12 protein-coding genes and 3 pseudogenes are annotated in these 20,884 nt (G+C 65.5%); 10 read left to right on the top strand and 5 right to left on the bottom strand.

Annotated elements, in window-relative coordinates:
- The first annotated feature begins 230 nt into the window (after positions 1 to 230).
- The 6 genes and pseudogenes from EPO51_RS14770 (at position 231) to EPO51_RS14745 (ending at position 7,525) form a co-directional block, all read left to right on the top strand.
- Complete coding sequence (locus tag EPO51_RS14770; RefSeq protein ID WP_363080894.1) at positions 231 to 737, top strand: universal stress protein; 507 nt, start codon at positions 231 to 233, stop codon at positions 735 to 737.
- Positions 692 to 2,173: pseudogene (locus EPO51_RS14765) on the top strand (efflux transporter outer membrane subunit). The gene EPO51_RS14770 and the pseudogene EPO51_RS14765 overlap by 46 nt, the downstream one beginning before the upstream one ends.
- A complete protein-coding gene (locus tag EPO51_RS14760) occupies positions 2,170 to 3,243 on the top strand; it encodes an HlyD family secretion protein (protein WP_293351798.1) in 1,074 nt (357 codons plus the stop codon). Before EPO51_RS14765 ends, EPO51_RS14760 begins: the two are co-directional and overlap by 4 nt.
- Positions 3,240 to 6,008 carry a ribosome-associated ATPase/putative transporter RbbA gene (gene rbbA / locus EPO51_RS14755; RefSeq protein WP_293351796.1) on the top strand — a complete coding sequence of 923 codons (2,769 nt, stop codon included), beginning with the start codon at positions 3,240 to 3,242 and terminating at the stop codon, positions 6,006 to 6,008. Before EPO51_RS14760 ends, rbbA begins: the two co-directional genes overlap by 4 nt.
- Position 6,009: 1 nt before the next feature.
- Positions 6,010 to 7,131, top strand: a complete 1,122-nt coding sequence (locus EPO51_RS14750; RefSeq protein WP_293351794.1) for an ABC transporter permease — start codon at positions 6,010 to 6,012, stop codon at positions 7,129 to 7,131.
- Between the two features lie 97 nt (positions 7,132 to 7,228).
- Entirely contained in the window at positions 7,229 to 7,525 is a 297-nt protein-coding gene (locus tag EPO51_RS14745) for a hypothetical protein (protein WP_293351792.1), read from the top strand.
- Between the two features lie 358 nt (positions 7,526 to 7,883).
- Here the strand turns inward: EPO51_RS14745 and istA are convergent.
- From istA to EPO51_RS14720, 4 genes and pseudogenes are all read right to left on the bottom strand, one after another.
- A pseudogene (gene istA / locus EPO51_RS14735) lies at positions 7,884 to 8,427 on the bottom strand (IS21 family transposase); the annotation flags it as partial.
- Positions 8,428 to 8,749: 322 nt separating this feature from the next.
- A pseudogene (locus EPO51_RS14730) lies at positions 8,750 to 8,946 on the bottom strand (IS3 family transposase); the annotation flags it as partial.
- A gap of 137 nt (positions 8,947 to 9,083) precedes the next feature.
- Positions 9,084 to 11,789, bottom strand: coding sequence for a TonB-dependent receptor (locus EPO51_RS14725; RefSeq protein WP_293351790.1), 2,706 nt, complete (start codon positions 11,787 to 11,789; stop codon positions 9,084 to 9,086).
- Positions 11,790 to 11,941: 152 nt separating this feature from the next.
- On the bottom strand, positions 11,942 to 15,067 hold the full coding sequence (locus EPO51_RS14720) for a TonB-dependent receptor domain-containing protein (protein ID WP_293351788.1): 3,126 nt from the start codon (positions 15,065 to 15,067) through the stop codon (positions 11,942 to 11,944).
- 1,140 nt (positions 15,068 to 16,207) lie between these two features.
- Here EPO51_RS14720 and EPO51_RS14715 point away from each other — a divergent pair.
- The 4 genes from EPO51_RS14715 (at position 16,208) to EPO51_RS14700 (ending at position 20,270) form a co-directional block, all read left to right on the top strand.
- Positions 16,208 to 16,519, top strand: coding sequence for a CC_3452 family protein (locus EPO51_RS14715; RefSeq protein ID WP_293351786.1), 312 nt, complete (start codon positions 16,208 to 16,210; stop codon positions 16,517 to 16,519).
- A gap of 535 nt (positions 16,520 to 17,054) precedes the next feature.
- Positions 17,055 to 17,567: a MarR family winged helix-turn-helix transcriptional regulator gene (locus EPO51_RS14710; RefSeq protein WP_293351784.1), complete on the top strand. Its 513-nt coding sequence runs from the start codon at positions 17,055 to 17,057 to the stop codon at positions 17,565 to 17,567.
- Between the two features lie 312 nt (positions 17,568 to 17,879).
- Entirely contained in the window at positions 17,880 to 19,073 is a 1,194-nt protein-coding gene (locus tag EPO51_RS14705) for a hypothetical protein (protein ID WP_293351782.1), read from the top strand.
- A gap of 372 nt (positions 19,074 to 19,445) precedes the next feature.
- Entirely contained in the window at positions 19,446 to 20,270 is an 825-nt protein-coding gene (locus EPO51_RS14700; protein ID WP_293351780.1) for a tetratricopeptide repeat protein, read from the top strand.
- Here the strand turns inward: EPO51_RS14700 and EPO51_RS14695 are convergent.
- Complete coding sequence (locus EPO51_RS14695; protein WP_293351778.1) at positions 20,182 to 20,874, bottom strand: hypothetical protein; 693 nt, start codon at positions 20,872 to 20,874, stop codon at positions 20,182 to 20,184. The genes EPO51_RS14700 and EPO51_RS14695 overlap by 89 nt on opposite strands.
- Positions 20,875 to 20,884 lie beyond the last annotated feature (10 nt).

Below are 20,884 nucleotides of genomic sequence, written 5' to 3'. Positions count from 1 at the left end.
GATCGGACACGTCCTTCTGCGGCGCCCACATCCGATGCACCAGGACGTTCGAAGCAGAGTTGCGGGGATCCCCATCGTCCCGAGCCGCGTGGACCGAACAGGGGATTGTTGCTCATGTGTCAGCGAATTCTACTTGCCTACGATGGGTCGGTCGAGGGCCGGACGGCGCTTCGAGAGAGGGGGCGATCCTGGCAAAGCAAGCTCAAGCGCGGGTCTACCTCCTGTCCGTGTTGGCCGAATCCACCGGGGTGCTGCTTGCTGAAGGTGCATTCGCCGGGGTGGTCGCCCAGGATCGAGAGACATACCGAACAATCCTCGAGGCCGGGGTCGCCCGGCTCCAGCAACTCGGGCTTGAGCCGGTCGCCGAACTGCGGGTCGGTGAGCCGGGCCACGAGATCGCATCGTTCGCCCTGGAGGTGGCGGCTGACCTTGTGGTCGTCGGCCACCGTCGCCGCAGCGGCCTCCAACGCTGGTGGGCGGCCGGCGCCGGCGTTCATCTGCTGGACCAGCTCGATTGCAGTCTGCTGATCGCCAGGCACGACATTTCGGATAACGCGCTGAGGCGACCATTGAGACAGCGCGAGGTTGAGGAGAATCAAACGGCGGCTAGGGCGGTAGATGTAGGCTGTGCTGTGATCACCAGCGATCAGGACATGGGCATCTCGCTCAAATTTCGAAGTAAACCGCGCGGATGGCGCATGCCAGATTTATCGTTGGCGCTATGCCGCGCCGGATAGCAGCGGGGTCGCGGGGCCTTGCCAGCGCTCTGTCGTCTCTGCTGCTCGCGAGCTGCGCCCTAAGGCCCGACGATGTCCGGCCGGCGCCTCCTATCCCGTCGGCCTATGCCGGGCCGGTGCAGCAATTAGGTTCGATCGCCAGGATCGGCTGGCGTGACTTCTTTCAAGATCCACAAGTGCGCTCGCTGATCGAGGAGACGCTGGCGAACAACCGTGACCTCAGGGTCGCGGCGGGGCGGCTGGAGGAGGCCCGCGCCGCCTTTCGGATCCAGGGTTCGGCGCTATATCCGCAGCTTGACGCGGTGGGGACCGGAACCCGCGGGCGCACCCCGGCCGATCTTTCGATCACAGGGCGCGCCGTGACGAGCGGCCAATATCAGTCCGTGCTCAGCACCGGCTGGGAGATCGATTTCTGGGGCCGGCTGCGGAACCTGCGCGAGTCGGCCCTGCAGCAATATCTCGCCACAAGCGAGGCCAGGCGCGCAGTGGCGACCGCCCTGGTCGCGCAGGTCGCGAACAGCTACCTGCTTGAGCGCGAATACGAGGAACGGATCGCGATCGCTCGCCATACGGTGGCGACCCGCGAAGATTCGTTGCGCATCATGCGTCGACGCTACGAGGTCGGATCGGGCTCCAAGCTCGAAATGACCCAGGCGCAGACGCTGCTGGCCCAGGCGCAGACAGCCGTGCAGGCGCTGGAGCAGGATCAGGAGATCAACCGGAACGCCCTCGCACTGCTTGTGGGCCGGCCCGTCGAGATCGCGCCGGGACCGCTTCGCCTTTCCGAGGCCGGTGACGCCCCCTTGCTTCCCGCCGGATTGCCATCGGACCTGCTGGCCAACCGTCCCGACGTCATCGCCGCCGAGCATCGCCTGCAGGCGGCGAACGCCGACATCGGCGCCGCGCGGGCGGCCTTTTTCCCGAACATCACGCTGACGGGGGCCTATGGGACGGCGAGCGCGGAGCTCGATGGCCTGTTCAAGGCTGGCAGCGGGACGTGGAGTTTCACCCCCGCCCTCCATCTTCCGATCTTCGACGCCGGCCGTAACGGGGCCCGTCTCGCGTCGGCCAATGCGCGGCGGGATATCGCTGTGGCCGAATAGGAACAGACCATCCAGGGCGCCTTCCGCGACGTGTCCGACGCGCTGGTCCAGCGGCGACAGCTCGCGGCGCAGATCGCGACTGTGCAGGACATGCTTTCGGCGCTGAAGGAACGCGCCCGGCTGGCGGATCTGCGCTTCGCAAATGGTCGCTCGGCCTACCTGGAGGTGCTGGACGCCCAGCGCGACCTCTTCGAGACCGAGCAGAGGTTGGTCCAGCTCCGCCGCAGCTACTTCGCCAGCGGCGTGGCGCTCTACGCCGCCCTCGGCGGCGGCTTTGCAGATGAATCCCAGTTCGCGCCGGCGGTGCGGCCCATCGAGGAGAAGGCGCGGTGAAGCCGATCGACAAACGCTGGCTCAGGCGAGGGACCGTCTCCGTGGCGGCTGTCGTCGTCGCCGCGATCGCCTGGCAGCTTCTGCAACCGCACGATCTGCCCGACGGCATTGTCAGCGGCAACGGGCGGATCGAGGCGGTCGAGATCGACGTGGCGCCCAAGGCGCCCGGCCGCATCCGCGAGATCCTCGCCGACGAGGGCGATTTCGTGAAGGCCGGCCAGGTGGTCGCGCATATGGACACCGATGTGCTGCAGGCCCAGCGGGCCGAGGCTGAAGCGCAGCTGCAGCAGGCGCTCAACGCCATCGATATCGCCAACAGCCAGGTGGTCCAGCGGCAGAGCGAACGCGCGGCCGCATTCGCCGTCACCCGGCAGCGGGAAGCGGAGTTCGACGCCGCGCGCAGGCGCTTCGCCCGGTCCGATACGCTGGCGCGCGAGGGTGCGACGGCGATGCAGGAGCGCGACGACGACCAGGCGCGGGTGGAAGGCGCACAAGCGGCGGTCGAGGCGGCGAAGGCGCAGCTGGCGGCGGTGGACGCGGCGATCACCACCGCGCGCTCGCAGGTGATCGGCGCGCGTTCGGCCGTCGAGGCGGTGCGGGCCACGATCCGCCGGCTGGACGCCGACATCGCCGACAGCGACCTCAAGGCGCCCCGCGACGGGCGGATCCAGTTCCGCGTCGCCCAGCCCGGCGAGGTGGTCGCCGGCGGCGGACGGGTGCTCAATCTGGTCAATCTCTCGGACGTCTATATGACCTTCTTCCTGCCGGAGACGGTGGCCGGCCGCGTGGGGCTCGGCACGGAGGTCAGGATCGTCCTCGACGCCGCGCCCGACTATGTCCTCCCAGCGAAGGTCTCCTTCGTCGCCGACGTCGCCCAGTTCACGCCCAAGACCGTGGAGACCAAGAGCGAGCGTCAGAAGCTGATGTTTCGGGTCAAGGCCCGGATCGATCCGGAGTTGCTCCGCCGGCATATCCGGCAAGTGAAGACCGGCCTGCCGGGCATGGCCTATGTGCGCATCGATCCCAAGGCCGATTGGCCCGCCAAGCTCACGCTCAACACGCCCCGATGAGCGGCGCCTTTGCGGAGGAGGCCAGCCGACCTGTCGCCCGCCTCACGGGGGTTTCCCTGTCGTATGGTCAGACCCTGGCGCTCGACGGTATCGCGCTTGAGATCCCGGCCGGCCGTATGGTGGCTTTGATCGGCCCGGACGGCGTCGGGAAATCCAGCCTGTTCTCGCTGATCGCTGGCGCGCGGGTGATCCAGTCCGGCGCCATTGAGGTGTTGGGCGGCGACATGGCCGAGCGTCGGCATCGGGAGGCGGTCTGCCCGCGCATCGCCTATATGCCCCAAGGCCTGGGCAAGAACCTCTATCCCACGCTGTCGGTGTTCGAGAACCTGGACTTCTTCGGCCGGCTGTTCGGCCAGGACGCGGCCGAACGCGACCGCCGGATCGACGATCTTCTGCGAAGCACCGGTCTCGCGCCGTTCCGCGATCGGCCGGCGGGCAAGCTGTCGGGCGGCATGAAGCAGAAGCTGGGACTCTGCTGCGCCCTGATCCACGATCCCGACTTCTTGCTGCTCGACGAGCCGACGACGGGGGTCGATCCATTGTCGCGCGCGCAGTTTTGGGATCTCATCGACCGCATCCGCGCCGAACGGCCCGGCATGAGCGTGCTGATCGCCACCGCCTATATGGAGGAAGCGGCGCGGTTCGACTGGCTGATCGCTATGGACGCCGGCCGGATCCTCGCCGCAGGCCCGTCGCACGACCTCTATGAACGGACGGGCCAGCCCAATCTCGAACAGGCCTTCATCGCGCTGCTGCCCGAGGCGCGCCGTCGTGGCCACAAGCCCGTAACCATTCCGCCGCGGGCTCACGACGGGCAGGCCGATGTCGCCATCGAGGCGAAAGGACTCACCCTGAACTTCGGCGACTTCACCGCAGTGGATCATGTCGACTTCCAGATCGAGCGCGGCGAGATCTTCGGGTTCATCGGATCGAACGGCTGCGGCAAGACCACCACGATGAAGATGCTGACCGGCCTCTTGCCCGCCAGCGAGGGCGAGGCCCGGCTGTTCGGGCGCGAGGTCGACGCCAAGGACATCCAGACCCGCCAGCGCGTCGGATACATGTCCCAGGGTTTCTCGCTCTATACAGAGCTGACCGTCCGGCAGAACCTGGAGCTTCACGCCCAGCTGTTCCGGCTGGCGCCGGAGGATATACCAAGTCGCGTGGCCGAGATGGCCGAGCGGTTCGGCCTCGTCGATATCATGGACGCGCTCCCCGACGCCCTGCCGCTGGGCCAGCGTCAACGCCTCTCGCTCGCCGTCGCGATGATCCACAAGCCGGAACTGCTGATCCTCGACGAGCCCACCTCGGGCGTCGATCCCATCGCTCGCGACCAGTTTTGGCAGAGCATGATCGACCTGTCGCGCCGCGACATGGTCACCATTTTCATCTCCACCCATTTCATGAACGAGGCGGAGCGCTGCGACCGGATCTCGCTGATGCACGCCGGCAAGGTGCTGGTCAGCGACACCCCCGCGCACATCATTGAGGAGCGCGGCGCGGCGACCCTGGAAGAGGCCTTCATCGGCTATCTCAAGGCCGCGGACGGCGGCGCGGCGTCGGCGATGCCCCCCGCTGCGGATCCTACCCACGTCACGCCCGCACCCGACCACGCAAGAGGCTCGACCGCGGCCGGCGGTTTCAGCGTCCGGCGGATGATGAGCTATTCGCGGCGTGAAGCCCTCGAGCTGCGCCGCGATCCGATCCGGGCGACCCTCGCCTTGCTGGGCAGCGTCATCCTGATGTTCATCATGGGCTACGGAATCAGCATGGACGTCAAGGATCTGCCGTTCGCGGTGCTCGACCGGGACGCGACCACCACCAGCCAGAACTATGTGCTCAACCTCGCGGGCTCCCCCTATTTCATCGAGCGGCCGCCAATCGCCGACTACGAGGACCTCGACCGCCGGATGCGCGCCGGCGAGCTGAGCGTGGCGATCGAGATTCCGCCGGGATTCGCCCGGGACCTGCGCCGGGGCCGCACCGTCTCGCTGGGCGTATGGGTGGATGGCGCGATGCCGCAACGGGCCGAGACCGTGCAGGGCTATCTTCAGGCGCTGCATGGCCAGTGGCTCGGCGACATGGCGGTGCAGGAACTCGGTGTCCGGCCGGCCGCCGGACTGATCAATATCGAGACCCGCTACCGCTACAATCCGGACGTGAAGAGCCTGGTGGCGATCGCCCCGGCGGTCATTCCCGTGCTGCTGCTGCTGTTTCCGGCCATGCTGACGGCGCTGAGCGTAGTGCGAGAGAAGGAGCTCGGCTCGATCGTCAATTTCTACGTGACGCCGATTACGCCGCTTGAATTCCTGTTGGGCAAACAAATCCCCTATGTCGCGCTGGCCATGGTGAACTACGGGCTGCTGGTGCTGCTGGCCCTGTGGGTGTTCCGCACACCGATCACGGGCAACGTCGTCGCGATGACGCTGGGGGCCATTCTCTACACCAGCTGCTCGACGGCGATTGGCCTGTTGTTTTCGATCTTCATGCGCAGCCAGATCGCCGCGATGTTCGCCACCGCCGTCGGCACGATCCTGCCGGCGGTGCAGTTCTCCGGCCTTATCAACCCGGTATCGTCGCTGGAAGGGGCCGGCGCCTTCATCGGGCGCATTTTTCCGACCACCCACTTCGTCACGATCTGCCGCGGTGTGTTCTCAAAGCGGTTGGGGTTCGCCGACCTCCAGACCGAGCTGCTGGCGCTTGCGGTCACGGTTCCGCTGCTGCTCGCCGCGTGCACGCTCCTGCTCAGGAAACAGGAGCGCTAGCATGCCGGCGTCCAACATCCTACGGCTCGGCGTCAAGGAACTGCGCAGCCTGTGGCGCGATCCGATGATGCTCTTCCTGATCGTCTACGCCTTCTCGCTGTCGATCTATGTGGCGGCCACCGGCATTCCAGAGACCTTGCACAAGGCGCCGCTCGCAATCGTCGACGAGGATCAGTCTCAGCTGTCGGCGCGGGTGACGAGCGCGTTCTATCCGCCGTATTTCACCCCGCCCGCGTTGGTCACCCAAAGCGAGATTGATCGCGGCATGGACGAGGGCCGGTACACCTTCGCGCTCGACATCCCCCCGGACTTCCAGCGCGATCTGCTTGCTGGCCGCCAACCCACCGTTCAGCTCAACGTCGACGCCACCCGGATGAGCCAGGCCTTCATCGGCAACGGCTACATCCAGCAGATCGTCGGCGCCGAAGTCGCCGAGTTCGCACAGCACTACCGGGGCGCGGCCGAGCCCCCCGCCACGTTGGCGATGAGGGTCCGCTTCAACCCCACGCTGACGCAAAGTTGGTTCGGGGCGGTGATGGAGCTGATCAACAATGTCACCATGCTGTCGATCGTGCTGACCGGCGCCGCCCTGATCCGGGAACGCGAGCATGGGACCATCGAGCACCTCCTGGTGATGCCCGTCTCGCCCTTGGAGATCATGATGAGCAAGGTCTGGGCCATGGGGCTGACGGTGCTGGTCGCGTGCGGCTTCTCCCTCGTCGTCTTGATCGAAGGCGTGCTCCGCGTGCCCATCGAGGGCTCCATCGCGCTCTTCCTGTTCGGCGCGGCCCTGCACCTGTTCGCGACCACGTCGATCGGCATCTTCATGGGCACCATCGCGCGATCGATGCCGCAGTTCGGGCTGCTGCTGATGCTGGTCCTGCTGCCGCTTCAGCTGCTCTCCGGCGGCGTGACCCCGCGCGAGAGCATGCCGCTGTTCGTGCAAATCATCATGCAGGCGGCCCCGACCACCCATTTCGTGAGGCTGGCGCAAGCCATCCTCTATCGCGGCGCCGGTCTCGAAGTGGTCTGGCCGCACTTCCTGGCCATCGCGGTCATCGGTGCGGTGTTCTTCACCGTGGCGCTGGGCCGGTTCCGCAAGACCATCGGCGCCATGGGCTGAGATGTTCCTCAGCAGACTTCGGGCGAAGCGGGGAGCCCAAGTGGATTGGCTCATTCAGAGGATACCCTGATAGCCGGAAACGGCTCATGCTCGGCGCATGAGAGCAGTGACCGAGGTTTCCATCACGCCTGGGGATCGCCACCGCCTTGAGGCGATCGTCGGCAACCGCAACAGTCCCCAGAAGCACGCGGCTCGCGCCCAGGCGCCGATCGCTACGGCTCTCGGCTTGGGCACGAACGAGATCATGGGTCGTTCGGGGCTGTCCAAGCCGGCGGTCTGGCGCGGCCATGTCTTCATGGGTGAAGGCGTCGATCGGCTCGTGCGCGACAAGACCCGCAAGCCGGGCCAGGCGCCGCTGCCGTCCGCGACCATCGCCCGTTTGAGCCGTCTTTGATTCAGCCCTGATTCCGCTTCGTTCTGGGACGTTCCGGGAACATCTGACTTTTTCAACAGCCTGCTAGTCTTACTGCGTCATAACATGCGGGCCTGACGCGAACCGTCCGTGGCTCTGGCGCAGCATGGACATCGTTGCAGGCGATTGGCGAGGGCGACGGTGTGGCGTCGCCGGATGGTCGGGATCGAGGTTGGGACATGCCGTTCCGGCCGGATCGGGAGCGCCACGGGGTCTGTAACCTTCGGGAAGACCAAGCGTTTGGCGGCCCCGGGCTCGAGCTGGAGCTGAGGGGGGGAATCGTCTCCCAGAGGGAGATGAGGAATCCGTAGGCGGCGATACAGAGACTGGCGTGGTGGTGTTCGGCCCGGCTGGCGCCGTAGGCGCGCATGACGCGGGCGTTGGCTCGGCGACCAGCTCGCTGATCGCCAGGTTGAGCTCAGCCAGGCTGAAGAAGCGCTGGTTGCGCAGGCGCGCCAGCACCCAGCGCTCGACCAGCAGCACCGACTGCTCGACCTTGCCTTGTCGCGAGGCTTGTACGGCCGGGCCGGAACCACGCTCGTCCCGTAGTGGCGGGCCATGTCCTGATAGGTACGGTTGATCCCCGGATCGTAGCGGTCCGGGTTGGTCACCGCCGTCTTGAGGTTGTCGCAGGCGATGATCGCCGTCACGCCGCCGAAGAAGGCGAACATGCCGACATGGCAGCCGATCCAGTCGGCCACCCCCTCCCTGGGCCGGGCCTCGCAATAGACGTAACTGGAGGCTCCGAGCGCGGCGACGAACAGCTTCATTGCCCGGGCGAGGCCCGTCACCGGATCGATCACGTCGATGGTGTCGCCGGCGAAGTCGACGAACACCTTCTCGCCGGCGGCATGGTGCTGACGCACTGTCTTCCGATTGAGGCCGTACCTGGCGGCTAGCTCTTTGAGCGGAGCCTTCGATCGCTGTATTGCCGCTCGGATGGCGTGCGTGGTGTGGCGCTGCCGTGGAGTACCTGGCCCATGGCTCCTCCCGGTGAGCACTCAGCAAACTGAGTCCCCCACACACCGGGGACCACACACCTAGGCCGCAGGAAGAAGCGGCCATGCGAGGCGGTCGCAAGGGCCACCATAGCCCGAGGCGCCAGCCGGTCCGCCCTATGCGCCGCGGCGCGCAAGGTGGCTTCCCAGTCGCTGCGCGCGCCCATTTCAAGCTGACATTCTGACATTTTTCGAGCTCGAGCAGGGTCAGGCCGGGCGCCGGCCGTTGGCGCTCGATGGCCATATGCAGGGGCCCCAGGGCGATCTCCACATACCGAGTGGACCGCATGAACCTGCCGACGATCTTGCGGGTGAAGAGGTCGAGCACCGCGGCCAGGTGCAGCCAGCCCTCGCCGGTGGGGATGAGGCGGGGTCGGCGAGCCAGACCTGCCTCGGAGCCTGGGCAAGCCGGCCCCTTCGGCAGCTGGCGTCGTTGGAGGCTCCGACGCAGGCGTCCCGTGGGTTCACACCAACTCTTGCGGCCCGGGGCGCGCCGCTATGCGGCGGAGCGCCCCAAGATTCGCTGTGGTAAGATGAGCGTGCTAGAATCGGTACTGTAGCTCAAGGCCGTAGAGACGAGGCGGGGTGAGCTCCAAGTTCTGCACGCCGGTGGCAAACCGATCCGATGCAACGGTCGGGCTGTTGTTGCGGTTCGAGCCGGCGAGCGCAGCTTGGTAGCCTTCGGTGTCGAACACGTTCTTGACATAGGCGATCACGGTGTACTTGCCGCCTGTAGGCGCCCAGTAGGCGCGGAAATCCACCTGATCCCAGGAAGGGGCCTTGTTGTATTCTCGGGTGAAGACGTTGGCGTAGGCCTCGGACCGATAAAGATAGGTGGCTCCAAGGGTGAGCGCGCCGGGATCCATCTCGAAAGTGTAGGACCCGTTTAGCGCTAGCTTGTGCTTCGGCGCCTGCGGCAGGCGGTTTCCGACCACGCTGACGGGGCCGGTGTTGATGTTGTCGTTGGTATCCACGAGCGTGACGCTCTTCCGGATTTTCGTCGGATTGTATCCGTAGTCCACCGTCAGGCGTACCGGCCGGATCGGCTGCCAGATCGTGCCCAACTCCAGGCCGCTGGACCGTGACTTGGCGATATTGACGAACTGACCGACGTTGGTCGGGCCCACTCGCACGGTGACCGGCGCCTGCAGGTTCCGGTAATCGAGATAGAAGAGCGCTGCGTTCACCTGCAGGGTGTAGCCCACCTTCTTCTTCAGGCCGATCTCGTAGGAGTTGACGGTCTCTTCATCCGCCTTGGGAACGGCCAGGAAGCCTCCGGCCGAAAAGCCGAAGGCCTTGTAGCCGCGGCTGTAGCGGGCATAGGCCATCGTGTCGTCGTCGGGCTCCCACTGGACTCCGACGGTCCCCGTCCAGGCGTCCGAGGTATCGCCAAGCTTGCGGCTGGCGATGCCGTCGGCGCCGATCGTGTATTGGCGGCATACGCCTGCCGTGCAGACCGAAGGGCTGGTAACCCCTTCGATCGGGCCGGCCGTGCTCTTGGGCGCCAGCGTGTCGGTCAGGTCCATGGCGCCGTTGCCGAGACCGCCGAGGGGCGCGAGCGCGTTGCCGAGCCCCAGGGCCTGTCCGACCGCCGGCAGGGCGTTGAGGTTGCCCAGGAGGCTACCCCAGTTCGCCGCCGTGCCGGGACCGAAGGCGGCAAGTCCGAGGGCCGGATAGAGGCCTGGATAGCAGGCGTCCGAGTTGCAGACGATCCGCCGGAACTCCGTTCCGGACTTCTTGTCCTTGGTGTAGCGCAGGCCCGCGGTCACCTTCAGGGTCTCGGTCGCCTGCCAGTCCACCTGCCCGAACACGGCCTTGCTCTCGGTCGTCAGGTCGTAGTCGCCCAGCGACCAGAGGCCCTGCGGATTGGGCGCTGCGCCAAGGATCGGGGTGCGCAGGCTGGAGGCGCCGTTCAGGAAGAAGTCGGCGGTGGCGCCGGTCCCGGTGTATTTTTCATTGTAATAGTACGCGCCCGCAATCCACTGAAGCGGACCATCCGTAGTCGACGAGATGTTGATCTCGTGGCTGTACCATTTCGGGTATTCGAAGTAATGGAATGAGTTGTCGGCGTTTACTGTGAGGGGCGCGCAATTGACGCTGGACCGCCCCGCGGCAAATAGTGCGCCGACCGTACCGCAGACAGACCCCGGGGCGAGAGGTATTTGATATGACTGGACGTTTGTCCCGTCCGTATCTCCGTAGAGGTCGTACTTGTACTCCTGTATGCCACCCACGTATCTAATGTCGACGCTCGGGAGGTGGTAGACGAAATTGGTCGTCAGTGAGTTGACGTCCCGAAGCCTGACACGGCCAGGCGTGTTCGCGTTGAATTCTTGGGAATCCGTCAAGGCCGGATTCACGGTGATGTTTGTGTTTCCGAACTGCCGCAGGCTGCCCGGCACGATCCCGTTCAGGCCGGTCTCCGGCGAATAGCCGTGGGCAGGGTTGTAGACGATCGAAAAATTCGGATCGAGACGACCGGTCTCATAGGGGGCATTGAGGTATCCGGCGCGCGCGCCGGGCCCGCCGCGATCGTGCCAGACCAGAGTCTTGTACGAGACCCACCACTCGGCGTTCTCGCCGAGGTCCGCTTCGAGCTGGAATTGGACTTGATACTCGTCCCGCTTGCTGCCTTCCGACGGGCCGCCGGCGAGGTTCTTCAAGTAGCCCTTCCGCTGGTCGAACTTGTAGCCCGAGACGCGGAACCTCAGATTGTCCGCGATGGGTCCGGACACGGCCGCCTGAAGGTTGGTGACGCCGTAGTTCTCGGCGACGGCGCGAACCTCGGCGTAGAAGTCTTTCGTAGGCCGCACGGAGATGACGTTGACTGTGCCACCGATGGCATTGCGACCGTACAGCGTCCCCTGGGGGCCGCGCAGAATCTCAACCCGATCGACGTCCAGCGGCGGGCCGCCGGCCAGCACCGTCGAGGTGGTGAACAGGCCGTCGATATAGATCGACACGGCGCCGTCCACAGCGTGAATGTTGGTCAGTCGGCCGATGCCGCGCATGCTGGCTCGGTCGTTGCCAGCCTGGTAGGTGAAGCCTGGCGTGAAGTTGGTGAGGTCCTGGACCGAGTTCACCCCCACTAGGTCACGCTGTTTGCTGGTGAACGCCGAAATAGCCACGGGCACGTCTTGAAGGCTCTGCTCCCGCTTCTCAGCGGTGACGACCAGTTCCTCGATGACGTTCACCGGCTGGGCACGGGCCATCCCGCCGACTGCCGCCGCGGCCAGCGCGCTCGACACCAAGAGAGTTCTTCTAAATGTCATGTTGTCGGCCTCCCCAGCCGATTTGATGGCTACGTTACGATTTCGCTACGGCCGCCGGCTCCGCCCTCGGGGGCCTGAAACCGCGGACCCCGGTCAAGTTCGATGGCTCTCGAGGGCGGTCGCCCCGCCTAGAACCGCTTCTTGAAGCCGACTTCGAACGCCCGGCCGAGCGGATTGCCGTTCGTGTAATCGTAGTTGTACTGGCTCGGCACGTATGGCGGGTCCTTGTCGAACAGGTTCTGCACGCTGGCGGTGATGGTCGTGTCCCAGGGCGCTTCCCAGCGGGCGACCAGATCGTGCTGCCAGAAGTCCTTCGACTTGCCGACAGGAACCAGGTCGCGGCCAGAGGGCGCGCTGGGATTGGGGACGGTCACGAACAACGGCGCTCCGAAGGCCGGCGACGTGCCTTCTGCGTATCGGGTCTGCCAGCGAACGGACAGCGGTCCCCGATTGAAGGCAAGGAACCCATTGGCCCGCAATTGCGAGTAGGAGAAGAACTCATTCACCAACTCGCTGAGTCCGGCGCGGTCCTCGGCCGGAGAGATGGCGATGTCGGTCCCAAGTAGTGACGTAGCGCCCCGCTTATACTCGATCAGATAAGTGGCCTCGCCGCCGACGGCCCAGTGACCTTCGAACCAGCCGTCCCAATCGTATTGGGCGCGGAACTCAAGACCCGATGTCTTGGTGTTTGGCCCGTTGATTGTGAAGCTACGCAGACGCGCCACGTTGGCCGCGCCGCAGGCGCCCGCAAAGGTGAACCTAGCCTGGAGTTCGGCGAAGGCCGGGGCCCCGCAGTTCACGTTGGCGCCGCCGGGGAACATGGTGGCATAAAGCCGACCGCCGCTCTCTTCGGTGATCTCATCTTTGAACTTGAAGTTGAAATAGTCGAGCGTCGCCGTGAAGCCGCCGATCTCCAAGATGGCGCCCACATTGAAGGTGTCGGCCTTCTCGGGCTTTAGGTCGGGGTTCCCGCAGCTCTGGAAGGCGCGATAGGCGCTGCCCAGGACACGCACGCCATTGTTGCAGCCGGTGCTGACGAGGCCGGGGGCCGGCGCGCGGAACGTCGTACTGGCGCTGCCGCGCAGAGCCAGGAAATCGGTCACCTGCCATTTTGCGGCGACCTTCGGATTGGTGGTTGATCCGATTCCGCCCTGGTAATCTTCGTGGCGGATCGCGAAGTTCAGGTTGAGGTTCTCGAGCACGGGAACTTGGACTTCCGCGAAGATCGCCTTGACGTTTGCGTCGTCGTCGCGGTCCACGGCGGAGCCGAAGAATTGCAGGGGGCCGCTTTCGTCGGCGCAGGCCGGCCGGTCGGGGCACGGCGTTTCACCGGAATTGAAGAACTCGCCGTACTTGCGGATTTCCTGCGTGTAGCGGTACTGGGCTCCCAAGGCCCAGGCGACAGGGCCCCCCGCAAGTTCGATACCTGTCTCGCCGGAGAACACCGTCTCGGCGACCAGGAGCTTGTTGGTTAGGACATTCGTGTAGTTGCCGTACAGCCAGGCAACGACCTGAGGATCGTTGGCGACAGCCGGATTGTAGAAGGGATTGGCGGCGCCGTTCACGGCGCTGGTTTGCACGCCGTTGGTGAAGGGATTGAAGTAGTGGCACCCCAGGGCCGCATTGCCGGCGCCGGTGGTGAAGTTGTTGGTCTCCGCAGCGGTGCAGCCGCCGGGGTCGCTCGTCTGCGCCCCGAAGCCGCGCAGCGCCAGCTGGATCCGCGACACCAGCAGGTCGTTCGTGTTCGCGGTATTTTTCTGCTCCATGTAGGTGAGCGCGGTGTCGAACTTGATGCCGGCAAAGAGCTCCCCCTTGAAGCCGCCCGAGATGCGGAAGGCGTCATTCACCACCTCCTGGTGGTCGGCCTTGTCCGCGTTGAGCGGGTGCCCTGCGAAGGCGATCGCCCGCCAGCCGAGCTGGACGATGTCGACGCCCCGGGCGCCGAGCGGCGCGCCAGGCTGGGCCCCCACCGAGCTATTGGCGGAGCCCCGGACGGCGGCGCACTGAGTGGCGGTGAGCGGCGCCCGGCAGTCGTTGAGAAGGGCCACGAGACCCGGGTGATTGGCCGGGATGTTGTAGGGAACGGCGAAGTTGGGACCATTGGGCGCGGTGGGGGAGAAGGACGTTCCGCCGATGGCGACAGGCGAGGGGTATTGGGCCGTCAGGTTGGCCGGTGAGAGTCGCTGCATCGGCGTATCGTTCTTGGTCCACGCCGCTTCGCCGTGGAAGGACAACTTTTCCGACAGGTCAAAGTTTACTTCGGCGTAGAGTTGATAGTGATCCTCGCGGTTAACCAAGTCGTTGAAGTTGGAGAACTGGAAGCGGCAGAGCGAACCAGCGGTCGCCGGACTCTGCGCGCTGACCGGCACAGCCACGGTCGCCGACGCACCTTGGCCGAGGGTGCCGCTAAGAGGGTTTGGATAGGTGACGTTGTTGGTGAGCGTGCCGCCCAGTTCCGCGCAGCCATTGTCGCGGAACAGGTTTGCGCCCCCCAGGAACAGGCCAGGGTTAGAGGCCCCAGTCCAGCCACCGGCGCCCGCATAGCCGCCGAAATCGAAGGACCGGAGCGCCCAGTCGCGGTCATGGATGTCGAGGCGGGACCGGTGCCGGTAGCCGGCGGTCAGCAGGACGTTGCCGTTGTCGAACTGCTTTCCCCAGGCGACGTTGCCCTGATAGTCGCCATTGGAGCCGTCGATGAGGGCATATTCTCCGTCCAACTCCAGTCCGTCCAGGTCCCGCCGGGTAAGGAAGTTGACCACGCCGCCGATCGCGTCCGAACCATAGGTCGCGGCGGCCCCATCCTTAAGGACCTCAATGCGGCCGACCGCTGCGGTCGGAATGAAGTTGAGGTTTGCTCCCCCACCCTGAAAGGCCGCGGCGGGACTGTCCGCCAACCGGCGACCGTTCATCAGGGTCAGCGTGCGGGCGGCGCCGAAACCCCGCAGGTTGATCGTGGCGGTTCCCGCGCCGCCGTTATAGCGATTGCTCTCGCCAAGCGACGATTGCGAGGAAGTGATCGTCTTGACAAGCTGCACGACGGAGGGACTGCCCTGCGCTTCGAGGTCCTTACTCGAAAGCACATCGACCGGCATGGCGGCGTCTTCCGGCGTCCCCGCAATGAAGGAGCCCGTGACGATGACCTCCTCGACCTCGGTGGGCCTGTCGGCGGTCTGTGCCGATGCGGTTCCTGCCAGGCCCAGTGCGAACACGACGGCCAGCATCGAGCTTCCGCAGAAATAGCGATGGTTCATCATCCTGTTTTCTCCCCTTTGTCCGACCCGCATCGTTATCGTGCGGAATCTAGGACGCCTTCATGCCGACGAGTTTCTGCATCGGCAGGAAATCTCGGTCATCTTGTCTGGGCCTGAGTTCGCCCCGAACCCGCTAGCACCCTTCCGCTCCCGACGATGCGGCGGCGCATCGTCATCCATTTCATAACGTAACGCACAATAGTAGTTGTGCAAGCCCATGGTCGCTCAGGGCAGCGACGCAAGCGGCCCAGACGCTTGCAGAGGGATTTCGACCGGCCACCGCGCGAACCGCATCCTTCGGAGTTGGAGGCGAGGGTGTCCATGTGGGGCATCGGGGATGCAAATCCGGTAGGCCAAGCGCGGCCGTTGGCGACGCGGGGCCGGGTTTGGCCGGTCGGCCAGTTGAAGACGGCCTTTCCTCGCGCCTTCGACCGACCTCCCCGTGACAGTCCGCGAAATCAAGCGCGCTGGAAGCGGCCCTGCCCGCATCTCGGCTCAATTGTCAGCAGCGGCCCTGTTGATCTGCGCGTCCCGGCCGATCGTTCCTCGGCCGAGGTCCGTTCGGTCACCAGTCCTGCTGAGGGATAGGGCCGATCGCCCTCCAGGGCCGCCACGGCCTCAACCTCGTCGGCCGCCAATCCAACCAATCGGTCAGGCGGAGTTGCGGCAACTCCTGTATGGCCGGTCTGGCGCGAACAGACATCCGGGCCTGGCGTTCGTGGCGCCGGGAGCCCGTTGGATAGTCGGCCAGCGCTCATCCGTTGTCAGGGGTTCAGCTTCGGCCTTGGACGCGCTGGCGCGCCCCGCCGCCGAAATCTTCTCGTGGAACACCCGGCCAACCGTTCGACCAAACCGGCGCCCACTAGAATCTTGGGCGCGCGGCCTCACACCCATAAAGTATGCGTGCATACGTCACTGTTCCTCCGCGCACAACGACGGGGTTCCGCACGCGGCGTTGCGGCAATGGCGCCGCCTCACGTGCGCCCCTGCACCTGCGGACGCCCAACGTCGGCGGGAGTCGCTGGAGTCTCACCAGACAATATTCGGATGATGGAATAATGTGGATAGGATACAAACTCGACCGTGGCGACCCATGTACCGACTGGGCGCCGTCAGACGGCGCACACTTGAATCGGAGGTCTCATGAGACTCGCTACAGCGCTCGCCACGGCCCTCATGCTGGCGACGCTCACAGGCGGAAGCGCGTCCGGGGCGGAACCCGTCGTGGCCAAACTTCGCGCTGCGATCGAGAAGAAGGTGAAGTTCGTTGCCGGCGGCACAATCTTCCAATGCGAAGGGACCCAGTGCGTGGCCGCCCTTCCCAACTACCGCACGATCACGCTTGAGGCCTGTAAGCAGCTCTCGAGGCGATTCGGCGCCATCGAGAGCCTGGGGGACGCGCGACGCTCGCTTAGCGCGGAAAAGCTCGCGACCTGCAACGGAAGCCGGGCCTAGCGAGACAGTCATTGTAGGCATCGGCCCAATGGAATGGCGGGTGGTCTCGCATCCAAATATCCGCGCGGAGCCTGCCTTGCGCCTTTCGGACGGCTGCGCGAACGGCTGACGGCGCGGTGGCCAATTGGCGTTTGCGAGGCTGCGCGCCAATCTGAGCGCCGAACCCGAATGCTGAGGGCGTGTCGAACAGGCCAGGAGAATTGAGCTAGGCGGGTTCAAAGGCGCGCCGCGCACCATCTGCTGGCGCGCGGCGCGAGTGATGCTCTGGGAAGGAATTAGAGTCCAAAAGCACTTGTATGCTACAATAATAGTTGCTCAACGCAAGCCCCTCACGTGCTGCGGGGGACGATGTCCATTTTCCGGATGGCACCCCAAACGTGGCGTCAGCGACCGCCATGCGCCAACATTCAACCTGGATCACCTCTCGGGACTGGCCGGTGGTGCGGGGGAACCGCTCGATGGGCGCTCAGCTGCGGCTTCGAGACACTTGCGCGGCCGCACGGATATCTAGACTACTCTCGTCGTGGCACGAAAAATGACCAACACGCGATCCGCGGCGGAAGAGAACGAGGGACGCAAGCCCACGGCCGGCCATGAAACCGCGTCGGTCGCCGCAGCCCGAATTGAGAACGTTGGTTTTCTTGTTGCCGATGTGACGCGATTGATGCGGAAAGGCTTTGACCGCCGCGTTAGGTCCCTGGGGCTGACGCGCCCACAGTGGCGCGTTCTCGTCTACGTCATGCAGAACGAGGGCCTCTCCCAGTCCATGCTGGCGCGGGCAATGGACATCGAGCGCGCTCCGGTTGGCCAGCTGTTGCGGGCGCTGGAGGCCCTGCGCCTCGTCCGGCGGGTGCGCTCTTCGGCCGACCAGCGAGAATGGCTCATCTACGGGGGCGAGGGTTCGCGAGACATGATGCCCCAACTCGTCGAGGCGGCCAGCTGGCTGCGGGGCGTCTATTTTCAGGGGCTGACACGAAGCGAGGAGCAGATGCTGCACCGGATTCTTGAACGGATGCGCTCGAACCTCAGCTACGAACTCGAACGCTGACTCCACGGCGCACGGCGTATCCGCTAGCAACTCGGCAAAGAGCGCCACGCGGTTGGCGGCGCCGGAGGCGCTCCTGGGGGCTTGTATCGATGCGGTAGTATTGTATGGTACAAACTGCCACGCACCTGCGAGATCGAAGTCCGATACTGGCCTTAAAAGCGCTGTGGGGAAGGGGTGAGGACGCTGCGCGTCCTCCTGCGCGCTTTCCCCGCGCCGACAGGCTTCGCACCTTTCGGGAGCCACCGCAGCGGGCGCGGAGCAGAGAGGGACCGGGTGCGACCGCCGTCGGCAGAAACCTCGCCTCGCGAGCGCGTGCTCGATCACGCGGCCCAGCGGTTCAACGTCCAGGGGGTGGAACTCTCGGCCCTCGCGGAGTTCGCCGAGCAACTCAGCGGGGTGAGACCTGCCATCTGCGGCCTGACGGAGGAGCGCAAGGACCTGCTGTTCCAGGTCTACCAGCGGTCCTTCCAGGTGCTGGCCTGGCACCTTCGCGGAGCCACGCGCCGGCAAGAGCACCCGTTGAAGGTCGTCCAGTCTCTCGTCGCGACGGTCCTGAACCCCGCTCGCCCGGAAATCGCAGGACCGAGCGAGATCTATCTCCTTTCGGCCGCCCGAGGCGTGAAGCTGCGGAGCCTTCACGACGCACTCGTCGAAGAACTGGCGGCCGTGCTCGCGGCGGGCGCTCGGGCGGGCCAGGTTCGCGATTGCGACTTCCCAGTCGCTGCGCAAGCCATCCTCGGGCTTATCCTATGGACGCCGGTCGCATCGCACAGGATGCCGCCCGCAAAGCTCTTCAATCGTCGTCGCGTCATCGAAGCGCTTCAAGACCTCCTTACCTATGGCCGGGCAGGAGACCGGTCGGTCGGGGTGGAGGCGCCGCGCCTAGACCTTGCGCCGCCGGCGTCACGCTTCGCGGCAAGCGTCGGCTTCCCTGGCCCTCAGGGCCTGAGCCGCGAGAGGGTGCTCGTGAACGCCTCGTACCTGCTCAACCGCTGCGGTGGATGGCTCGCTCCGCTGGAAGAGGTCTCGAAGCGCCTCGGCTGCGATTCACGCCCCCTCAGGGACCTCGCTGGCGACAAGGCGGGTCTGGTGCGAGCCTGCCAGGCTAGGACGATCGACGTCTTCTATCGGATACAGGAGGAGGCCTTCGCAAGTGGGCGTGCCACAGACGCCGCCGCACTCGCCTTCACTCAAGCTTTGGCGGAGGCCTACCTTCGCGAAGATGTCCAGCCTCTGCGTCCATTCGTGGGGCTTGAGGCGCTTTCACCCGACGACCTCCGGGCCCTGCGGATTCGGTGGCGCGTCTTGTGGGGGAACCTGCGTGGCCGCCAAGTAGACGCGGTGGCAAATCACCAACTCCGGGAACGCTACTATGATCTGGCGCCGCTCATCTGGACTGCGCTCTGCGGCTGGCTCGCCTCAGGGCTCCTGGATGGCGGCGGCCGCGCGGACGACCATTCGCGCGAGGTCGCGCAACTCATGCGCCTGGGGCTCGCTCCGGTCTGAAAGCGGGATTTGGAGACTCAAGGTCGCGCGCTGTGACGTCCCGGAACGCAACCCTGGATAACGTCGGCGCGCTTCCGCAGTAGGATCCTGATGGCGCCGGGGCGGAGCCTTGAACGTCGGTGCGCGGACCGCGCCGGCGCGCCCACCGCAACGCAGTCGGCGCGTTCGGCCACGGCTCCGATTCTGGCGGCGCTCTGGACTTCATCTCCTGAAGCCTTCGGCCAGCCCATTCTTGTTCTAGCGTGGAGATCGATGCCGAAGCGCCCACCGCCAAGCCCCCAGCGGCCGAATGTCGTCAATCCGGCGTTGGAACACGCCGTGATCCCGCTGCGAGCGCAACGCCCCGATGACGCCGAGTGACTCGCGTCTGTGGTGCTCAAGGCCGACCGGGGCAATGTGATGGCCGCACAGATTCTGGCCGAAGCCTTTCTGCTGCAGGACCGGGTCCAGGAGGCTCTCGATCTGTTGCAGCGAACGGCGCGGCGCAGCCAAGAGCCGGGGACTGAAACCCTACTGGCCATGGCGTTGAACGCCGCCGGTCGAGCCGACGAGGCGCTGGAGCAGTTGCGCCGGGCGACGATGGGGAGGCCCGTGTTCCCGTTGGCTTTTCTCAAACTGGGAGAGCAACTCGGCGAGATCGGCCGCTTCGACGAGGCCATCGCTGTGCTCGAAGGCGGGCTTGCGCTCGTGCCTGATGGGGTCGGGCTGCGTGTCGGACTTGGATTTATCCACCTTGGACGCAATGAACGCGACGTGGCGCGACGTCTGTTTCTGCAGGTGCTCGCGACGGCGCCTGAGCGGCACGACGCGACGGTCGGACTGGCCCGGGTGATGGTCTTGGATGGCGAATACGCCGCCGCCGCCGATCTCCTTCGGCGCGCGCTTGCCCTGCGGCCTGAAGACGTGGCGACCCTGCTTGAGCTCGGAAAATGTCAGTTGGAAATGGGCGCGCGCAGCGCCGAGAAGCCACCTTGCGCGCCGCGGCGCATAGGGCGGATCGGCTGGCGCCGCTGGCTATCGTGGCGCTTGCGACCGCCTCGCATGGCCGCTTCTTCCTGCGGCCTAGCGCTGCGGCGGCATTCCTGGTGGCGCAGCAAATTGATCCCGTTCAGACCCGATAGTGGCGGCGGTAGACGCCCTTCTCGCGGCGGATCCGCTCGCTCAAATCGCGGTTCGCCATCGCCTCCTCCGCGGTAAAGACTGCTGTCTCGGCGGTCCAGGCCTCCCGCTTGATCGGGATGCATTGCGCGACGGGCGTGCCCTTCGACAGCACGCCGTTGAAGGCCGCGTTGTGCCAGTGCGCCGGGAAGTGGATCCTGGTGTCGTGGTATCGGTCGCAGTCCACCACACCGGTCAGGGTGGTGAACGGCAAGTCGAATCTATTGGCCGGATGCGTGAAAAGCAGCGAATAGCCAGCGGGCACCTCTATCGTCCAGAGGTTGTGGAATTTGATGAGGAGCCGATCCTGGTCGAACAGCGGCGAGCCGATAACCTGGCTGGCGGGATGGAAGCCGATTGGCGAGCGCTCGAACGCCACGCCTCTGGCCGGCGGGAGGTCGTTGTCCCAGGTGAATTCGCCACTCTCGACCCTTACGTCACAAATCAGCGGGATCAGGAATCCGGCGGTCATGGCGTCTATGAACGGGGGGCACCGCTTGACTGTGTCGTCCTCAATGGAAACAGTCGGGTTGAGCGCCTGTCGCGGCATGGTCTTGAACCAGTCGGGCAGGCCGCGCGTCGCCGGGATGGGTAGGGGCAGCAGTCCGTCCAGTTCCTGCGGGCACCGGAACTTCAGCGTCATGGGATCGGGT

The organism is Phenylobacterium sp., assembly GCF_004297125.1.
In the GTDB taxonomy this organism is placed as follows: domain Bacteria; phylum Pseudomonadota; class Alphaproteobacteria; order Caulobacterales; family Caulobacteraceae; genus Phenylobacterium.
This window is presented reverse-complemented; position numbering and strand designations above follow the sequence as displayed.